Source organism: Aestuariivirga sp., from assembly GCF_037139295.1.
Classification (GTDB): Bacteria; Pseudomonadota; Alphaproteobacteria; order Rhizobiales; family Aestuariivirgaceae; genus Aestuariivirga.
On sequence record NZ_JBAXGR010000033.1, the window covers coordinates 1 to 19,155 of the forward strand.

At 63.4% G+C, this 19,155-nt stretch carries 17 protein-coding genes; 9 read left to right on the forward strand and 8 right to left on the reverse strand.

What is annotated here, in order from left to right:
* Positions 1–218 precede the first annotated feature (218 nt).
* The gene (locus WCJ41_RS10525) at positions 219–1,217 is read left to right on the forward strand and encodes a L,D-transpeptidase (protein ID WP_336905811.1); all 999 of its coding nucleotides are present in this window, start codon (positions 219–221) and stop codon (positions 1,215–1,217) included.
* A 127-nt stretch (positions 1,218–1,344) separates the two neighbouring features.
* Here the strand turns inward: WCJ41_RS10525 and thrS are convergent, their stop codons facing one another.
* Both thrS and yidD read right to left on the reverse strand, forming a co-directional pair.
* Entirely contained in the window at positions 1,345–3,303 is a 1,959-nt protein-coding gene (thrS, locus tag WCJ41_RS10530) for a threonine--tRNA ligase (RefSeq protein WP_336905812.1), read from the reverse strand.
* Positions 3,304–3,475: 172 nt separating this feature from the next.
* Positions 3,476–3,811 carry a membrane protein insertion efficiency factor YidD gene (yidD, locus tag WCJ41_RS10535; protein ID WP_336905813.1) on the reverse strand — a complete coding sequence of 112 codons (336 nt, stop codon included), beginning with the start codon at positions 3,809–3,811 and terminating at the stop codon, positions 3,476–3,478.
* Positions 3,812–3,840: 29 nt separating this feature from the next.
* On the opposite strand from yidD, the gene betC reads away from it, so the two are divergent.
* Both betC and WCJ41_RS10545 read left to right on the forward strand, forming a co-directional pair.
* A complete protein-coding gene (betC, locus tag WCJ41_RS10540; RefSeq protein ID WP_336905814.1) occupies positions 3,841–5,385 on the forward strand; it encodes a choline-sulfatase in 1,545 nt (514 codons plus the stop codon).
* Between the two features lie 173 nt (positions 5,386–5,558).
* On the forward strand, positions 5,559–6,194 hold the full coding sequence (locus tag WCJ41_RS10545; protein WP_336905815.1) for a sulfotransferase family protein: 636 nt from the start codon (positions 5,559–5,561) through the stop codon (positions 6,192–6,194).
* Positions 6,195–6,212: 18 nt separating this feature from the next.
* Here WCJ41_RS10545 and WCJ41_RS10550 read toward each other — a convergent pair whose 3' ends face one another.
* Positions 6,213–6,674 (reverse strand): cupin domain-containing protein, encoded by a 462-nt coding sequence (locus tag WCJ41_RS10550; RefSeq protein ID WP_336905816.1) that lies wholly within the window; start codon positions 6,672–6,674, stop codon positions 6,213–6,215.
* On the reverse strand, positions 6,667–7,116 hold the full coding sequence (locus WCJ41_RS10555; RefSeq protein WP_336905817.1) for an iron-sulfur cluster assembly scaffold protein: 450 nt from the start codon (positions 7,114–7,116) through the stop codon (positions 6,667–6,669). Before WCJ41_RS10555 ends, WCJ41_RS10550 begins: the two co-directional genes overlap by 8 nt.
* A gap of 137 nt (positions 7,117–7,253) precedes the next feature.
* Here WCJ41_RS10555 and folE point away from each other — a divergent pair, with 137 nt between their 5' ends.
* Together folE and hisI are read left to right on the forward strand one after the other, a co-directional pair.
* Entirely contained in the window at positions 7,254–7,880 is a 627-nt protein-coding gene (gene folE, locus WCJ41_RS10560) for a GTP cyclohydrolase I FolE (protein WP_336905818.1), read from the forward strand.
* Positions 7,881–8,282 carry a phosphoribosyl-AMP cyclohydrolase gene (gene hisI, locus WCJ41_RS10565; RefSeq protein ID WP_336905819.1) on the forward strand — a complete coding sequence of 134 codons (402 nt, stop codon included), beginning with the start codon at positions 7,881–7,883 and terminating at the stop codon, positions 8,280–8,282.
* On the opposite strand, the gene WCJ41_RS10570 is transcribed toward hisI, so the two are convergent.
* From WCJ41_RS10570 to WCJ41_RS10580, 3 genes are all read right to left on the reverse strand, one after another.
* Entirely contained in the window at positions 8,279–10,402 is a 2,124-nt protein-coding gene (locus tag WCJ41_RS10570) for a DUF1254 domain-containing protein (protein ID WP_336905820.1), read from the reverse strand. The genes hisI and WCJ41_RS10570 overlap by 4 nt on opposite strands.
* Positions 10,403–10,611: 209 nt before the next feature.
* Positions 10,612–11,046 carry a CBS domain-containing protein gene (locus tag WCJ41_RS10575; protein WP_336905821.1) on the reverse strand — a complete coding sequence of 145 codons (435 nt, stop codon included), beginning with the start codon at positions 11,044–11,046 and terminating at the stop codon, positions 10,612–10,614.
* A gap of 47 nt (positions 11,047–11,093) precedes the next feature.
* Positions 11,094–11,810 carry a rhomboid family intramembrane serine protease gene (locus tag WCJ41_RS10580; RefSeq protein ID WP_336905822.1) on the reverse strand — a complete coding sequence of 239 codons (717 nt, stop codon included), beginning with the start codon at positions 11,808–11,810 and terminating at the stop codon, positions 11,094–11,096.
* 133 nt (positions 11,811–11,943) lie between these two features.
* Between WCJ41_RS10580 and WCJ41_RS10585 the strand changes: the two genes are divergently transcribed.
* The 4 genes from WCJ41_RS10585 to WCJ41_RS10600 are packed head-to-tail and all read left to right on the forward strand — an operon-like array spanning position 11,944 to position 15,492.
* Positions 11,944–12,522 (forward strand): PAS domain-containing protein, encoded by a 579-nt coding sequence (locus tag WCJ41_RS10585; RefSeq protein WP_336905823.1) that lies wholly within the window; start codon positions 11,944–11,946, stop codon positions 12,520–12,522.
* Between the two features lie 24 nt (positions 12,523–12,546).
* Entirely contained in the window at positions 12,547–13,143 is a 597-nt protein-coding gene (locus WCJ41_RS10590) for a PilZ domain-containing protein (protein ID WP_336905824.1), read from the forward strand.
* 38 nt (positions 13,144–13,181) lie between these two features.
* Positions 13,182–14,354 (forward strand): fumarylacetoacetate hydrolase family protein, encoded by a 1,173-nt coding sequence (locus WCJ41_RS10595; RefSeq protein ID WP_336905825.1) that lies wholly within the window; start codon positions 13,182–13,184, stop codon positions 14,352–14,354.
* A 13-nt stretch (positions 14,355–14,367) separates the two neighbouring features.
* On the forward strand, positions 14,368–15,492 hold the full coding sequence (locus tag WCJ41_RS10600) for a Rieske 2Fe-2S domain-containing protein (RefSeq protein WP_336905826.1): 1,125 nt from the start codon (positions 14,368–14,370) through the stop codon (positions 15,490–15,492).
* Between the two features lie 121 nt (positions 15,493–15,613).
* Here the strand turns inward: WCJ41_RS10600 and dnaE are convergent, their stop codons facing one another.
* Positions 15,614–19,048 (reverse strand): DNA polymerase III subunit alpha, encoded by a 3,435-nt coding sequence (dnaE, locus tag WCJ41_RS10605; protein ID WP_336905827.1) that lies wholly within the window; start codon positions 19,046–19,048, stop codon positions 15,614–15,616.
* Positions 19,049–19,155: the final 107 nt, after the last annotated feature.

The following is a 19,155-nucleotide window of genomic DNA, read 5'->3' on the forward strand; positions in this document are numbered from 1 at the left end:
CCGTCATCCCGGCGAAAGCCGGGACCCAGCTTTCCCCGCAACAGATGCCCGAAGCTGGGCCCCGGCTTTCGCCGGGGTGACGGATAGACGGGGACGTGCGTCTATTGAAGTGAGGCTGCACCGTCGCTCCGTAGAAATACGGTATTTGTTCGTTAACTTGACGCCCGCCTGCCCCGCATGCGAATCCCGACCCCACCAAAGGCATGAGAGATTCCCGCATGAACAGCACCCCCATTTCCCGCCGCTCGCTGCTGGCCGCCAGCACCCTTTTCGCAGCCTGGACCATCGCCGGCCGGACCGTGCTGGCCCAGCAGGTCGATACCGAAGACTTCAAGGACATGAAGCCCGGCCAGTATACCTGGAACCCGGAGCGCTCGCCCGAGGGGCCGGTGGCGATCATCGTGTCGATCCCCGACCAGCGGGTGTTCGTCTATCGTAACGGCATCCGCATTGCGGTGTCCACCTGCTCCACCGGCAAGCCGGGCCATGACACGCCGACCGGCGTGTTCTCGATCCTGCAGAAGGACAAGGACCACCACTCCGACGAATACAACGATGCGCCGATGCCGAACATGAACCGGCTCACCTGGTCGGGCGTGGCGCTGCATGCGGGCGAGCTGCCGGGATATCCTGACTCGCATGGCTGCGTGCGCCTGCCGCTGGCCTTCTCCGCACTGCTCTTCACTGTGACGCAGCTCGGCACGGTGGTGATCATCGCCAACGCAGCATCAGACCCGGTCGACGTCGACCATCCCGGCCTCGTACTGTCGGCTGATGCCGACAAGGACATTGCCGCGCAGGCCGACAAGCTGAAGGGCCAGAACCAGCCGAGCCCGGACGACCCGAATGCCGTCACCGTGTCCATTCTGGTCAGCAGCCCCGACAAGACCATCGAGGTGCTGAAGAACGGTGACACCATCGCCAAGGGCGTGGCCACGATCACCAACCCAGACCAGCCGCTGGGCGACCATGTCTTCATCCTCGAGAAGACGTCGGACGGCAAGATGAAGTGGTGCGCCATCGCCCACGGCGAGACGGGCGTGGTGGACACCACCGTGATCGACCGCGTGCGCGCCGAGCCGGACGTGATCAAGGCGATCCAGGACTCCTTCCACGTCGGCCTCGTCTTCGTCACCACCGACCTTCCTTCAACGCCGGATACGCGCTCCGCCAAGAACTTCGTGGTGATGCAGCAGGAGCCCGACCCGACGCAGTAAGGGGTGGGTTCGCCACCAATACGAACCATCATCGCCGGGCTTGTCCAGGCGATCCTTTTTTGTGGGGCCAAAAAAGATGCCCGGGTCGAGCCCGGGCATGATGAGTGTCAAAGGGTGGAGGCGGTCCTTACTCGCGCCTCAGGTCCGGCGGCGTGGCCTCGTCCTTCAGCGCGGCGTTCACCGCGTCGAGCGTCATCGGCGTCTGGTCCTGCGATCCGAGGCGGCGGACGCTGACGGCGCGCTCCTCCATCTCGCGCTTGCCGACCACGAGGATGACCGGCACCTTGCCCACCGAGTGCTCGCGGACCTTGTAGTTGATCTTCTCGTTGCGGAGATCGGCCTCGGCGCGCAACCCCGCCTTGCGCAGCAGGTCGCGGACCTCGACGGCATAGACGTCGCTGTCGGACGTGATCGTCGCCACCACCACCTGGGTCGGCGCCAGCCACAGCGGGAAGTGGCCGGCGAAATGCTCGATCAGGATGCCGAGGAAGCGCTCCATCGAGCCGCAGATGGCGCGGTGGATCATCACCGGCACCTTTTTCTCGCCGTCCGCCCCTATATAAAAGGCGCCGAAGCGTTCGGGCAGGTTGAAGTCCACCTGGGTCGTGCCACACTGCCAGTCACGGCCGATCGCATCACGCAGCACATATTCGAACTTGGGGCCGTAGAAAGCGCCCTCGCCCGGGTTCACCGCCGTCTTGATCTTGCCGCCGGAGTCCGCGGCAATCTGCTCCAGCACCTTCGACATGATGCTTTCGGCGCGATCCCAGGCCTCGTCCGAACCCACGCGCTTTTCAGGCCGCGTCGAGAGCTTCACCACGATGTTATCGAAGCCGAAGTCCTTGTAGGTGGAGAGGATGAGATCGTTGATGGCGAGGCATTCGTCCTTCATCTGGTCTTCCGTGCAGAAGATGTGCGCGTCGTCCTGCGTGAAGCCGCGCACCCGCATGAGGCCGTGGAGTGCCCCCGACGGCTCGTAGCGGTGCACGTTGCCGAACTCGGCGAGGCGCAGCGGTAGCTCACGGTAGGACCTGAGGCCATGCTTGAAGATCTGCACGTGGCCGGGGCAGTTCATCGGCTTGATGGCGAAGACCTGGTCGTCCTCGGTCGTCTCACCGGCGGAGGTGGCGGCGAACATCGCCTCCTTGTACCAGCCCCAGTGGCCAGAGGTTTCCCACAGCGACTTATCCAGAAGCTGCGGCGCGTTCACCTCGTCATAGTCGAGCTTGGCCAGGCGGCGGCGCATGTAGGCGATGAGCTGCTGGAACATGGTCCAGCCCTTGGCGTGCCAGAACACGACGCCCGGGCCCTCTTCCTGGAAGTGGAACAGGTCCATCTCGCGGCCGAGCTTGCGGTGGTCGCGCTTCTCGGCCTCCTCCAGAGCGTGGAGATAGGCCTTGAGGTCGCTCTCATTGGCCCAGGCCGTGCCATAGACGCGCGTCAGCATCGGGTTCTTGCTATCGCCGCGCCAATAGGCGCCGGCCACCTTCATGAGCTTGAAGGCGTTGCCGATCTTGCCCGTCGACGTCATGTGCGGCCCGCGGCAGAGATCGCTCCAACCACCCTGGTCGTAGAACTTGATGTCCTGGCCCTGGGGAATGGCGTCGACCAGCTGGACCTTGAAAAGCTCACCCTTGGCGCGGAAGAAGTCCTTCGCCTCGTCTCGCGTCTTCGTCGTCTTGGTGAAGGGTTTGTCGCGCTGGATGATCTCGCGCATCTTCTTCTCGATCGCGGCGAAATCCTCCGTGGTGAAGGGTTCGTTGCGGAAGAAATCATAGTAGAAGCCGTTCTCGATGACCGGGCCGATCGTCACCTGCGTGCCGGGGAAAAGTTCCTGCACCGCTTCGGCCAGAACGTGGGCGGCGTCATGGCGGATGAGCTCGAGCGCTTCCGCGTCGTCGCGCGTGACAATCCTCAGCGTGGACTCGGTGGTGATGGGATCGGCGAGGTCGACCAAGGTGCCGTTCACCACGGCAGCCACGGCCTTCTTCTCGAGCGACTTGGAAATGGATGCCGCCACATCGCGGGCGGAGACCCCGGCTTCAACCTGGCGCGTGGCGCCGTCCGGGAACGTCAACGAAATCATGCTGTCCTCCTGCTCACTCCCGCCAACGAAGCGGGTAAGCGAAATATTGAAATGCGGGGCGGGTTTAGGGGGCCGCAGCGGCGGGGTCAAGATCATCGTCCTCTCCCGCAGGGCGGGAGAGGAAGCGGCCCCAACGCAGTTGGGGGAGGTGAGGGACAGCAAGCTCCAAAGGCTAAATGGACCCTGGTTTACCCTCATCTCCCCGTAGCGTGCCGCAACGGGTCCCTTCTTCTCCCGCTGAGGAAGCGGGAGAAGACGCTTCGGGCTCCTTCATGCGCCAGACCGGGCCTTCATAGACCTCCGGCACCGGATCGAAGCCCGACTGACCCCAGGGGTTGCAGCGGCACACGCGGGCGAAGCCCAGCACCAGGCCATGCTTCACGCCGTGCTTGACGATGGCGTCGCTGGTGTAGTCGGAACAGGTCGGTAAATAGCGGCAGCGTCGGCCGATCAGGGCCGATAAAGTAAGCTGGTAGAACCGGATGAGAGCCAGAAGAACGGTTTTCATTTTCGATCCGTGCAGCTTATAGGGCGGCGATGTCAGACACAAAACCCAATATCCTCTTCGTCATGGCCGACCAGCTGGCCGCACAGTTCCTGCCCTTCCATGGGCACAAGCTCGTAAAGACGCCGAACCTCTCAAGGCTGGCGGCCGAGGGCGTCGTCTTCGAGAATGCCTATTCGACGAGCCCCCTGTGCTCGCCGGCGCGCGCCACCGTGATGAACGGGCTCCTCTCCTCGCGTACCGGCGTTTATGACAATGCCGCCGAGTTTCCCTCCTCCATCCCCACCTGGGCGCATTACCTCCGTCTGGCGGGTTACAAGACCTGCCTTTCCGGCAAGATGCATTTCGTCGGTCCGGACCAGCAGCATGGCCTCGAGGAACGCCTCACCACCGACATCTACCCCGCCGATTTCGGCTGGACGCCGGACTGGCGCCTGAAGCAGGAGCGCATCGACTGGTGGTACCACAACATGACATCGGTGCTGCAGCCGGGCATCGCCGAAATCACCAACCAGCTCGAGTTCGACGACGAGGTGGCCTTCCTCGCCATCCGCAAGATCTATGACTATGTGCGCTTCGACCCCGACAAGCCGTTCTGCCTGATGGCGTCCTTCACGCATCCGCATGACCCTTATGCGGCGCGCAAGAAGTTCTGGGACCTGTACAAGGACGCCGACATCGACCTGCCGGCCGTTCCACGCATGGAGCGGCGCACACTCGATGCCCATAGCCAGCGCCTCTACGATGTCTCCGCCATGGACGACTACACGGTGACGGAGGATGACCTGCGCAAGGCGCGGCATGGCTACTACGCCAACATCTCCTATGTCGATGATCTGTTGGGGCAGATGATTGCGGCGCTCGAGGCTTCAGGGAAACTCGACGATACGGTGATCGTGTTCACCTCCGACCACGGCGACTTCCTGGGTGAGCGCGGTCTCTGGTACAAGATGAGTTATCTGGAACCCTCGGCCCATGTGCCGATGCTGGTGTGGAACCCAAGGCGCTTCAAGGCCCGGCGGGTGAAGGAACCGGTGACGCTGGCCGACATCCTGCCGACACTCGCCGACATCGGCCATGACGGCAAGGCGCAGCTGGCGCGACCGGTGGACGGACGTTCCCTCTATCCGCTGCTGAAGGGTGCGCCGGAAAACCCGGAGGGCACCGCCTGGGGCGAATATCTTGCCGAGGGCGCGATTGCACCGATGTACATGCTGCGGCGCGGCCCTTGGAAGTTCATCCATTCGCCGGTGGACCCCGATCAGCTCTACAATCTCGACGACGATCCGCTGGAACTGAAGAACATTGCAGCGACGCTCCCTCTGGCGAAGTCATTCCGCGCCGAAGTGGAGGCCAGGTTCGACATTGCGCGCATCAACGCGCAAGTTCTCGAAAGCCAGCAGGCGCGACACATGATGTTCGAGGCGCTGAAGCACGGCAGCCACTTCCCATGGGACTTCCAGCCACTGCGTGATGCCTCCGAGCAGTATACGCGCAACCACATGAGCGTGACGGACCGGGACCTGAAGTCGCGCTTCCCGCATGCGCCGGACATCGAGGACAAGCGGCGCAAGTGAACTGGAGCATTCGAGAGCCAATTTACTAGATTGCACCCATAGACTTACTTGCTTTTGATTTATTTCCGGGTTTCACCGCTTTGGGTGAAGCCATCGCGTGCAAGTGCGTGGTGCATTCTTCGCGTTCGGATAGCGTTTCATCGGGAGCGACACCTGAAAGCTGGAGGAACGTGATGCCATTGCAAGTGATCGGCGCCGGCGTTGGCCGGACCGGGACATATTCTCTCAAGCTGGCGCTTGAGAAACTGGGCTACGGCCCCACGCACCACATGAAAGAGGTTTTCAAGGACGTGCCACGGCATGCCCCCGCATGGCAAAGAGCCGCAGAAGGCGCCGCGGATTTCGATGAACTCTATGCCGGATACAATTCCGCTGTGGATTGGCCCACAGCATCATTCTGGTTGGAATTGTCGGAGAAATATCCCGACGCCAAATTCGTGATCTCAAGCCGCAGTGCGGAGAGCTGGTACGAGAGCTTCTCGGAGACCATCCACAAGCTCATGATGGGGGCAGACCATGCGCCGCCGCCGATGCAGCCTTTCATGAGCATGGGCAAGGCCGTGCTTGGCAAGGCCGGGTTTTATGGCCCCACCGAGCGTGACGACCTCATCGACGCCTACAATGACCACGTCGAGGCCGTGAAGGCCACCCTGGGCGACAGGCTGCTGGTGTTCGACTATCGCGACGGCTGGGAACCGCTCTGCGTCTTCCTCGGATGCGCCGTGCCGGAGGAACCCTTCCCGAAGTCCAACAACCGCGAGGATTTCTGGGAGCGGATCAAGAACGGGCCGCCGCCGCAACAGCACTGAGGCGCCCGGCAGGACGCCCTAGTAGGGCGTCCCGTCCTTGTGCGTCAGGCGGTACTTGCCGTTTTCCTTCACCGCCAGCATGTCGGCCTCGGGGTAATGGGCACGGTCGCCCTCGGCGCGGGTGCCAACCTCAAGGTACATTGCGTGGGCGTTCGAGTTGTTGATCAGCTTGTGGCCATTCGGCACGGCGGCCTTGAAGCCAACACACATGCCGGGCGTCAGCACATGCTCGCCTTCGTCGTCGACGAGGGTCACCTCGCCCTCCAGCACATAGACGAACTCGTCCTCGCTCTCATGCCAGTGGCGATGTGCGGAGGAAGCGCCGGGCGCCAGCACCGTGAGGTTCACGCCGAACTGGGTGAGGTTGAAGACGTCGCCCAGCGCCCGCTTGGCGCGGCCCGCAAGGGCGGCGTCATAGGGCGGTGGGTAGATTGTTTTCGTGCGGGCCGGAAGGTCCAACGCCTTGATGGGCTCAGCCATGGGCTGCCTGCTTCTCTTTCGCTTCGATCTGGTTCACGGCGTCCACCACGGCATCGAACGTGAGGAGCGTGGAGGCGTGGCGGGCCTTGAAGTCGCGCACGGGCAGCAGGGCCTCGAGATCGGCCCATTTGCCGGTGGGCGCCGGGCCCTCCTCCTTCAGCATCTTGTACATCTGGTCGCGGACCGCCCGGAGCTCTTCCGGAGTCGATCCCACCACGTGGCGGGCCATGATCGAGGACGAGGCCTGGCCAAGGGCGCAGGCCTTGACCTCCTGCCCGAAGTCGCTGACCACCCCGTCCTTCATGGCAACATCGACAGTGACCTTGGAACCACAGAGGCGGGAAATGGCCATGGCGGTGGCGTCCGGGGCGCCCAAGCGTTGCAAACGGGGAATGTCTGCTGCGAAGCCCAGAATCTGACGGTTGTAAATCTCGTTAATCATTCCAACATCCTAGCCCATTCGCCTGTGGCCGGAAACCGTCGTTTGGCGGTTTGCCAGCGGGGCCTGCCCCATGATATGGGGGCGGCTTGTCCACAGGCGCAAGTCTGGCCTGTCATGCGGAAAGTGAAGTCAGGAATATGGAAGCCGTTGTCAAGAAGATCCCGTCCAAGGCCGTGAAGCGCCCTTCCCAGGAAGAGGCCGAGGCGGCCGTCCGCACCCTGCTCGCCTGGGCTGGAGACAACCCGGACCGCGAAGGCCTGCTCGACACGCCGAAGCGCGTGGCCAAGGCCTTCCGCGAGTATTTCTCGGGCTATGAGGACGACCCGGCCGAGGCGCTGTCGCGCACCTTCACCGACGTCGGCGGCTATGACGACATCGTCATGCTGCGTGACATCGAGTTCAACTCGCATTGCGAGCACCACATCGCCCCCTTCATCGGCCGCGTCCATGTGGCCTACCTGCCCAAGACGGCAGTGGTCGGCATCTCGAAGCTTGCCCGCGTGGTCGAGATCTATGCCCGCCGCCTGCAGACGCAGGAGACGATGACGGCGCAGATCGCCAACGCCATCTCGGACTCGCTGAACCCGCGCGGCGTCGCCGTGCTGGTGGAAGCGGTTCACACCTGCATGTCGATGCGCGGCATCGGCAAGCGAAACGTGGCCACCATCACAACGCAGTTCACCGGCGAGTTCAAGACCAACCCGGTGCTGCAGGCGCGGTTCATGGAACTTGTCCGCGCGCCGAGCAACGGCTTTTCCCTCTAAATGCAAAGCGACCTCGACGAGACCGACAGGTTTCAGCCGAGGTTCGATTCATCCGGCCTGATCACCGCCATCGTCAGCGATGCGCGGGACAACGCCGTGCTGATGGTTGCGCACATGAACGCGGAGGCGCTTCGCCTGACGCAGGACACCGGCATCGCGCATTTCTGGAGCCGCAGCCGCAACAGCCTGTGGAAGAAGGGCGAGACCTCCGGCGAGACCCTGAAAGTCGTCGAGATCCTCACCGACTGCGACCAGGACGTGCTGCTGATCAAGGCCGAGCCGCAGGGCAAGGGTGCAGCCTGCCACACCGGACGCCGCAGCTGCTTCTACCGCCGAGTCGAAGACGGCGGGCTCGTCTTCATCGACGAGGCCCGCCTGTTCGACCCGAAGGACGTGTACTAGGGCGCCGTGACGATCGCCGGCGGGATATAGCTTTCCGCCAGATTGCCCGCCGTATAAGGCAGGATCGACGGCGGCTCGTTGCCCGGCGTCGGATAGTAGCTGCGCAGGATCACTTGCAGCGTGGTGCTGATGGCCGGACTCGAACCATAGATACCGTTGTAATAGGCGCTGGACGGCGTGGGGATCCAGTTGGTGGCCGGAACGCCGCTGGGCAGCGTGGGCGACAGCCAGACGGTGAGCGAGCCATCGTTGTTCTTCACCAGCTTACCATCTTCCAGTTCGCTCGACCCAAGCTGCGAGACAGGCCTCACCATGCCCCAGTCGAGATTGGTTCCGGAGTTGCAGTTGAGACCGACGGCACCTTGCGCCTGCCCTGAATACTGGATCGGAACATTGTCCGTCGAAATATCCTGTTTCCACTGCGTGGAAACCGGGAAGGTGTAAGTGGCGACACCACCAGCCCCGGTGCCCTGCACGGGATCAGCCGCAACAAAGTAGACCGTGCCTGCACTGAGGCCGCATCCTGCTGCAGCCGAGCCCGCGAACAGGATCGGCGTGCTGGCCACGAGCTTGCCCCAGTTCGGCGATGTGACCGTGATGGTTTCCGCCGTGGGATCAACTGCCAGCACTTCCACGTCCGCCGTCGAAAAGGCCGTGTTGAGGACCGAGGACTGCGGGAGATAAGGTGCTGCCACTTCGCTGGCATCCGGCTGGTAGACGGTGAGCGACCAGAAACCCTTGATCCCGCCCTCGGCATTCGTCACCTGCGGAGGATAGATGCCGATCACGGGCAGCTGCGCGCCGAGCTGGGCTTCCGTGAAGGTGATCGAATAGGTCTGGTTGCCGTCGAGCAGACTGGTGCCGTCATTGCTGGTCATGGTGGGATAGACGGCATCCAGCGGAACGTTGGCCGAGCCACCATTGAGCACGATGGTGGACCGCACCAGATAACCGGTGAGTGAATTCGGGTAAGTGCCGATCATGTCGTTGAGGATCGTCCAGTAATTGGTGCCGGAACCGGCCGACTGGCTGGAAATGACTGCGTTCAGCAGGTTCTGGCCATCCTCATAGCCCTGTTGAAGGGCGGCGAGCTGCTCCGCACCCCAACCTGCCGGAACCTTGTAGCCATTCGCCGTAAGGCCAATCTTCGAGAAGTGACGCAATGTCGCCAGCTGGCCGTAAGAAGGCGGAAGATACAGCGTCTTCGCACCGTATTGCGGCACGACGTAGGCCGAGAGCTTGCGCAACGGGGTGCCACCTAACGCCGTGTTGAAGCGCGGCAAGGGGCTCTTCACCAGCGACTGACCAAGCTGTTCCAGGAAGCGAACGGCCTCGGTCGGCGTGTCCTTGTAAGGTTGGGCCTGCGCGATCTCCGCATCGGTGGGCGGAGGATTTGTGTAGTCAGTCGGGAACACCGGCTGGTAGCCATTGGCACGGAACTGCGCCAGCGTGTTCAGCGCGAACTTCTTGCTGACATTGTCATAGACGGATTGCGTGGAGTTCGGCACGGAACTATCGGCAAGCGTATTCGTCAGGATGCGGATGAGCATCCAGTTGAGGTTGGTATCGGACGCCATCACCGGGAACTTGCGGCCGCCGATCGTCGCAACCTTCTGGTTGGCGAAACGCGACCTGGGGCCAACCAGCAGGTAGGACTGCGCGACATCAGACGGCGTCGTCCGCGTGCCGATGCTGCCGATGGTGTTGATGTAGTCATCAAGATAATTGACGACGTAGTATTGGCTGCGCGACGGCGGCACGGTGAGCACGAGTTCAGCGCCCGAACTGAAATCCATGAAACCATTGATGTAGATCACCGATGAATCGCCCGCATTGGTGGCCGCATTATTCCAGGCCGCAGGGTTGACGCCATAGGTGAGCGCATTGATCGGTGCGCTGATCGTGGTGTTGTACTTGGCGAAGCGCCAGGTGAATTCGGGTGCGAGGCCCCAGACATAGGCTTCCGCCGCCAACCGGCGAATGTCAGCTATGCTGGTGATCGGACGCTTGCCCGCATGCGCCTCGCCGATGGGCGAAAGCTGCTGCGCCACCATTGGCACCGCCACGAGTGAAATCAGCGCGAGCGCCACGGCACGGGTACGGCGGAGCATGGGAAGCATACGGACCTCTCCTCGGTGTTTGTACTTATTCGCTGCTTTGTTACTAAGTATTCCTTTAGAAGTGCTAACGGGAAGGTCAATGCGCATTTGGACGCGCGCGGCAGCATGGAGCACGGCGCAGGAACCAGCACGCACTTCAAGAACGGACACGCCAGATGTCCGCATGAGCGGCATCACAAGCAGCCCTGATGGCGTTCCGGGTGTGAGCTTCAGCCGGCTGAGGCGATGTAGGTCTTCATCTGGTCCGCCTCGGCCTCCATCGACTCGATGCGGAGTTTCACGACGTCGCCGATCGACACCATGCCCGCGACACGACCATTGGCGATGACGGGCAGATGGCGGATGCGACTCTCGGTCATCATCAGCATGAGTTCGGTTTCGGAGTCATTTGGCGTGCAGGTGCGGACCTTCGCGGTCATGATGTCCCTGGCGGTCTTGGTGACGACCGCAGCGGCATCGCCCACCATGGCGCGCACCACATCGCGCTCCGAGACGATGCCGGCGATGCCACCGAACGGGTCAACCACCACCACCGCACCGATCCGATGCCGGGCGAGCATGTCGACGATGGTCTGGACACTGTCTCCGGGCTCCACGGTGAAAACCGATGTGCCCTTCTGCCTGAGGATGTGAGCAACTGCCATAAGGGTAGCCTCCTTCCTGCGCGTAAGGAGGAGAGGCTAACACGGTTTCAGGCGGGGCGCATCCGCCTTGCCAGCACGTAGAAGGCGAGGATGCCGCCGATGAAGCCCCCAATGTGCGCCTCCCAGGCAATCGAGCTCTCGGCCATGAAGGAATTGCCCGTCCAGCCGGTGCCACCCGAAAACAGGGTGATCGCCAGCACCACGCCTGTAAACACCAGGGCACGACGATTGGTGAGGAGCTCGCCGAAATTCGCCGGCCGCCAGCCGCCGTGTGGCAGGCGCTCGCCATACATCAGCGGGAGCGCCGCCCCCATCAGGCCCATCACCGCGCCCGAGGCGCCGACGATGATGATCTCCTGCCCCCAGTGCAGGAACAGGCTGCACAGCCCGCCAAGCACTCCGGACACGAGGCTGACGAGCAGGAACCGCGCATTGCCCAGGTAGCGGGCCACGGGCGTTCCGAAGATCAGGAGCCAGATGCAGTTGAAGGCAAGATGCGTCCAGCTGCCGTGCAGCAGCATGTAGGTGGCGAGCGACCAGTATTGCGAACCCGCGGGCATGGGGTAACCCGGCTGCGTGAAGCGCACCGGGATCAGCGACAGCGCGTAGAGCGACCAGATGTCCCAATCCTCACCCAGCAGCCACAGCCCGGCATAGATCGCCACGAGGACGGCAATGACCGCCAAGACGACGGCTGGAACGTTGAAGGCCGGCGGCGGCTTGGCCGGGGCCCAGTTGCCGCGCGGGGGATGGTGCTCCGACACGCTGGTCCTTCCTTGTGGCACGGGGTCTGCAATGAAAGCCCCGTAGGATCATTCTGGTACACCGGGGACAAGCGCCCCGGAGAGGGTTTGCGACATGTGGGTTAGCGGGGAGGCACGGGGAAGCCAAGAGGATTTGATCCTCCATCCGGGCGCCCGCAAGCTGCTGGGCCTGTGGCTGGACCTCAAGGATCAGCGCCCCGCCCCCGTCCGCACCGATCTCGATCTGAGACAATTCCGCCGGCAGGCGGCGTGGCTGTTCATTGTGGAACCAGTGGGCAAAGCCCGGGGTTACACCTACCGCCTTGCCGGAACCGCAGTCTGTGCCTTCCTCAAGCAGGAAATGACCGGCAAGGATTTCCTCACCGGCTGGGAACCGTTCGAGCGGAGTTCCATCCAGCGAGCACTCGGCGTGGTGACCACGAAGCTGCAGCCGGCGCACTTCCGCCTGCGCTACCGCACCGACAAGGGCCAGAAAATCGGCGCCGACATGCTGGCGCTGCCGGTGATGGCGCGCGACGGTCTCAACGTGCATGTGCTGGGCGGGCTGTTCCCGCATGGCAACCCGGACATCTGGCACTATGAGCGACTGGCCCCGGCGGACCTCGCAAGCCTTCGGATGTTCGACGGACGACCCGAAAACATGGGTGCCAGGCCGGAGCCACAGGCCCCCCGCAAGTTCCGCCTGATATCGGGTGGTCTCGACCTTCCCTGACACCTCCTCGCCGGAGACCATTGCGTGACGCAGTTCGGCAAGCGGCTGGCGCCTGCGGCGCAATCCGCCGCCCTCATGCCCCAGGCCTTCCCGGCCCGCTACCTGCTGCCCGACGGCACCGAGCGGCCCTGCGAAGTCACTGCCATCGACCCCGACAGCGCGCTCTTCCTCGGCGATGAAGCGGTGCCCGAGGGAACGGCGCTCATCGCCTATATCGAGGACATCGGCCGGGTGGATGGAACGGCAGGCGAACCCGCTGACAACGGCTTCTGGGTGAACTTGAGCTTCGCCGGAAATCGCCAGCCGCGTTTCGTGCGCCACCTCCGCTGGCTGATCCGTCGTGAGCGCGGCCTTGCCGCAGCCGAGCGCCGCCACACCCGCTATGAACCCAGCAGCAAGTCCGCCCGCTTCGCGCTGCCGGGCGGACGGGAGCAACCCTGCGAGGTGATCGACATCTCGATGTCGGGTGCGGGCCTCCGCAGCCAACTCAAGCCCTCGATCGGCTCGCCGGTGACACTCGGGCGGATGAAGGGCCGGGTCGTACGCCACTTCGAGGGCGGTTTCGCCCTCGAGTTCCTCACACCGCTGGAGCGAAGCGACCTCGACAGCGCCCTGCGCTGAGCGATAGGGTTGCGGCCTCACATCTCAGGGGACCAACCATGCCGTCGCTTTCGCCGTACCTCTCGTCATCCTCGCTTCCTGCCGAAGGCCTGCTGGTCGGCCGCGTCTGGAACCCCGCGGTGGATGGTCCCTGCGTGGTGAAACGCGACGGCGGCAGCCTCATCGACATCAGCTCGACCTTCCCCACCATGCGCGACCTGTGCGAGGCGGCGGACCCGGCAGCAGCGGCCCGCGCGGCGACCGGGCCAAGCCTTGGCTCCATCGATGCCATCATGGCCAATACGCCGCCCGAGGCGCGCGATGCATCGAAACCCTGGCTGCTGGCGCCCGTTGACCTGCAGGCCCTGAAGGCGGCGGGCGTAACCTTCGCCACCTCGATGCTGGAGCGGGTGATCGAGGAGCGGGCGCGCGGCAACCCGTCGGCGGCCGTCGAGATCCGCGCCACCACCGGCAAGCTGATCGGCGACGACCTCTCCAAGCTGCGCGCCGGATCGCCCGAGGCCATGGCCCTCAAGACGGTGCTGATGGAAAAGGGTGCTTGGTCGCAGTATCTCGAAGTCGGCATCGGCCCCGATGCCGAGATCTTCACGAAGTCGCAGATCATGGCCTCGGTCGGCAGCGGCATGGAGGCGGGGCTGAACCCGGTTTCGACGTGGAACAACCCGGAGCCGGAAGTGGTCATGATCGTCGCTTCGACGGGCCGCATCGTGGGCGCCACGCTGGGCAACGACGTGAACCTGCGCGACGTCGAGGGACGCTCCGCCCTGCTCCTCGGCAAGGCCAAGGACAACAATGCCTCCTGCGCGGTGGGTCCGATGATCCGTCTGTTCGACGCCACGTTCTCGCTCGACGACGTGCGCCACATGCAACTCTCCCTGAAGGTCGAGGGCGAAGATGGTTACGTGCTGAACGGCGGCTCCAACATGTCGAAGATCAGCCGCGACCCGGCTGACCTCGTAGACCAGATGATCAACGCCCATCACCAGTATCCCGACGGTGCCATACTATTCCTTGGCACGCTGTTCGCACCGGTGGAGGACCGTGACGCACCGGGCAAGGGCTTCACCCACAAGCTGGGCGACGTGGTGACGGTCAGCAGCCCGCAGCTGGGTACACTCGCCAACCGCATGACCTCGACCGACAAGGCCGCCCCCTGGACCTTCGGCGCAAGCCACCTGTTCAGAAATCTGGCCAAGCGCGGGCTGCTCTGAGAGGGTTACACACATGAATGCCAATAACCCGATTGCCGAGCTCAGCGCCAATGTCGCCCTGTCCTTCGAGCAAGCCCGGGCGATGCCGAAGAGTGTCTATACCTCACAGGCCTTTCTTGATGCCGAGATGGCAAAGGTCTTCGGGCGCGAGTGGTATTGCGCCGGGCGCGCCTCTTCGCTGAAGGAGGCGGGTGACTACATCGCCTTCGAACTCGCGGGCCAGCCCTTGATGGCGATCCGGGGCAAGGACGGCGAGGTGCGCTGCCAGTCCAACGTCTGCCTGCATCGCATGTCGACCCTGCTGGAAGGACGCGGCAATGCGCGACTGATCACCTGCCCCTATCATGGCTGGACCTACGAGGCCGATGGCAACTTGCGCGCAGCACCCGCGATGAAGGCGAACGAAGGTTTCTGCAAGGAGCACTACCGCCTGCCGCAAGTGAAATGCGAGGTGTGGCTGGGCTGGATCATGGTGTCGCTCAACCCGCAGGCCACGCCCGTTTCCACGCATTTCGCCGACGTCGCGGAACTGATCCGGCCCTACGACATGGCGAACTACACCGAGTGGTTCAACGAGCACTTCCTGTGGAATACGAACTGGAAGATCCTCGCCGAGAACTTCATGGAGAGCTACCACCTGCCGGTCTGCCACGCAGGTACCATCGGCGGCCTCTCCAGGCTCGACGAGATGATCTGCCCGCCCTCGCCGCCACACTTCAACTGGCACACCATCCTGAAGGATCCCGCTTTCCGCATCGCCTGTGCGCACCCGTCCAACACGCGCATGGAGGGCGACCTGAGGCGCACCACCTTCCTGCTGGCGCTTTATCCATCACTCCTCATCACGCTGACGCCCGGCTACTTCTGGTACCTCTCGCTACACCCGAATGGCGTTGGTTCAGTGGACGTCACCTTCGGCGGCGGCATGTCGAATGACTTCCTCGGCGACCCGGACGTGCCGGAACTCTTCGCCACGCTGAAGGGCCTGCTCGACAAGGTGAACGTCGAGGACAAGGGCTGTACGGAGCGGGTCTACCGGGGGCTGTCCTCAGAGATGGCCAAACCTGGCCACCTGTCGCACCTCGAGCGGCCGAACTATGATTTCGCAACCTATCTGAGCCGGATGACGAGGGCATAGGTTCTCTCATCCCTCCGTACCATCATCTTGCCCGGGCTTGACCCGGGCATCCTTTTCCGCTGCCGCAAAAAGGATCGCCGGGCCAAGCCCGGCGATGATGAGACAAAACCAAACGCCGCAATCAGAAATCCTGAACGTCCACCACGCCGGCAATCGCCTTGATGGCGCCCTTGATCTGCGGCGTCACGGTGAACTTGTTGCCGAGGGACACATGCACCTCGCGGCCCTGTTCCATGATCATCACGAGGCGAACGGGCGCACGACCGCCGTTGCTGAGGCGGGCAGCGATCGACTCCAGCGGCTTTGAATCGCGCACGAATATTTCGAGGCCCGTGACCATCTGGGCGGCGGCCTTGTCCAGCATCTCGACGCCCTGAAGCCTGAGCTTCACCTCCTCGCCCTCGACGTCCGCCTCGACGCGGGCGATGACGGCATTGCCGGGTTCCAGCAGGTCGCGGCAGGCGGCGAGGGTGTCGGAGAAACAGATGGTCTCGAACTGGCCCGTGGGATCGGAGAAGCCGACGAAGGCGAACTTGTTGCCGGACTTGGAGCGGCGCTCCTGGCGGTGGGTGATGGTGCCGGCGAGCTTTGCGGCGCGCGCGCCCTTGGTCAGCGCCTTCTCGTAGAAGGCGGCATAGGTATCGACCGAGAGCTTCTGCAGCGGCTTCATGTAGTCGTCGAGTGGGTGGCCGGAAAGATAGAAGCCCACGGCCTCGAACTCCTGCGCCAGACGATCCATCGGCAGCCATGCATCGCGGCGCGGGAGCACCAGATCATCCGAACTGCTCGACATGCCGCCGAACAGGTCATTCTGCCCCGCCTGCGCGGCACTCGCTGCACGGTTGGCCATGGAGAGAATCGACTCAACCGCATCAAGCACAGCCGCGCGATTGGGGTTGAGGCAATCAAAGGCACCGGCCTTGGCAAGGCTTTCCAGCGCGCGCTTGTTGACCACGCGGGCGTCGATGCGCTTGGCGAATTCGCCCAGTGACTTGAAGGGACCGCCCTCCTCGCGCACCTTCACCAGGTGGTCGATGGCGCCCGCACCAACATTCTTGAGGGCCGAGAGCGAATAGAGGATGGCGCCATCCACCACGGCGAAATCGACGCCGCTGGCATTGACGGATGGCGGGATGACCTTGACGCCGACGCGCTGTGCCTCACGGCGGAACAGCATGAGCTTGTCGGTGTTGCCCATGTCGAGCGTCATCGAGGCGGCAAGGAATTCGACGGGATAATTGGACTTCAGATAGGCCGTCTGGTAGGACACCACGGCATAGGCAGCGGCGTGCGACTTGTTGAAGCCGTAACCTGCGAATTTCTGCACGAGCTCGAAGATGTTATCGGCCTGGGACGGATCGACCTCCTGCTTGGCGGCGCCCGAGACGAAGCGCTCCTTCTGGGCGTCCATTTCGGCCTTGATCTTCTTGCCCATGGCGCGGCGCAGAAGGTCGGCTTCGCCCAGCGAATAGCCAGAGAGCACCTGGGCGATCTGCATCACCTGCTCCTGGTAGACCATGATGCCGTAGGTCTCTTTCAGGATCGGCTCGAGCAGCGGATGGAGATAATCCGGCTCTTCGTCGCCCTTCTTGCAGGCGATATAGCGCGGGATGTTGTCCATCGGACCGGGGCGATAGAGCGCCACGATGGCGATGATGTCCTCGATGCGGTCGGCGCGCATCTTCTTGAGGACGTCGCGCATGCCGGAGCTTTCCAGCTGGAACACGCCCACCGTGTCGCCGTGGCCCAGCATCTCGTAGGTCTTCTGGTCGTCATAGGGGATGTTGTCGATGTGGAAGGCTGGCTCGCGCAGGCGGATGAGCTTCTGCGCCTTCTCGATCACCGTCAGCGTCTTGAGGCCGAGGAAGTCGAACTTAACGAGCCCGGCCTTCTCCACATATTTCATGTTGAACTGGGTGGCCGGAATGTCCGATCGCGGATCGCGGTAGAGCGGCACCAGTTCTTCCAGCGGCCGGTCGCCGATGACCACGCCGGCGGCGTGAGTTGATGCGTTGCGGTAGAGGCCTTCGAGCTTCAGGGCGAGATCGAACAGGGTGCGGACCGTGGGGTCCTTGTCGCGCTCTTCCTGCAGCTTGGGTTCGCCATCAATGGCCTGCGCCAGCGTAACGGGGTTCGCCGGGTTGTTGGGGATCAGCTTGGAGAGCCGGTCCACCTGGCCATAGGGCATCTGCAGCACGCGGCCCACGTCACGCGTGACCATGCGCGCCTGCAGCTTGCCGAAGGTGATGATCTGCGCCACGCGATCATTGCCATAGCGCTGCTGCACATAGGTGATGACCTCGCCGCGCCGGTCCTGGCAGAAGTCGATATCGAAGTCCGGCATCGACACGCGCTCGGGGTTGAGGAAGCGCTCGAACAGCAGGTTGAAGCGGAATGGGTCGAGGTCGGTGATCGTCAGCACATAGGCGACCATGGAACCAGCGCCCGAGCCACGACCGGGGCCCACAGGGATGCCGTTGTTCTTGGCGTACCTGATGAAGTCGGACACGATGAGGAAATAGCCCGGGAACTGCATCTTGGTGATGACGTCGAGCTCGAACTCCAGGCGCTTGACGTATTCCTCGCGGGTGCGGCCTTCCACAAAGCCGCGCGTGGCGAGGCGCTCCTCCAGGCCGGCATGGGCCTGGCGCTTCAGCTCCTCCGCTTCATCATTGTCGGCGAAACGCGGCAGGATGGGGTTGCGCGAGCGGACGCGATAGGCGCAGCGCATGGCGATCTCGATGGTGTTCTCCACCGCCTCCGGAATGTCCGCGAAGAGCGCCGCCATCTCCTGCTGGCTCTTGAAGTAATGCTCGGGCGTAAGGCGCCGTCGCTCCTCGGTGATCAGCACCTCGCCCTCGGCGATGCAGATCAGCGCGTCATGGGCTGCGTAGTCATCCACCTTGGCGAAATAGGGCTCGTTGGTGGCAACCAGCGGCACGCCGAGGCGATAGGCGAGGTCGACCAGTCCCTGCTCCGTCTGGCGTTCCGGCAGCGTGCCGTGGCGCTGGAGTTCGATGTAGAGCCGGTCGCCGAACAGGCCCTTGAGACGCTCGACCTGTTCCGCCGCGAGCGTGCCCTGCCCAGCCTGCAGCGCATCATTCACCGGACCGTCGGGGCCGCCGGTAAGGCAGATGAGCCCCGCCGCGTGTTCGGAGAGATATTCCCACGTCACGTGAAGCTCGGCGTTTTCCGGGCTGGAGAGATAGGCCCTGGAGGAGAGCTTCATCAGGTTGTGGTAGCCCTGCTCATCCTTGGCGAGGAAGGCGAGCGAGGGGATGCGGCGAAGGCCCCCCACGTGCTTGAGGCCGCCTTCCTTCTGCTCGGCAAGGTCAACCCTCAGGGTGCAGCCGATGATCGGCTGGATGCCCTTCTCCCACATGGCTTCGGAGAATTCGAGCGCGCCGAACAGGTTGCCGGTGTCGGTGATGGCCACCGCCGGCATTTTCGCCTCCTTCGCCAACCCGGCGAGCGCCTTGATCTGGAGGGCGCCCTCGGAGAGGGAATAGGCGGTGTGCGTGCGCAGATGCACGAAAACGGGGCGGGACTCGGACATGGAAGTATATTAGCGCCGCTGGCGGGCCGGATGCACGCCCGGCGGCGGGGGAATGCACACCCAATGTGGCCCGCCTTCGGCGCCAAGGCTCCGTGACCCGTCGAAAA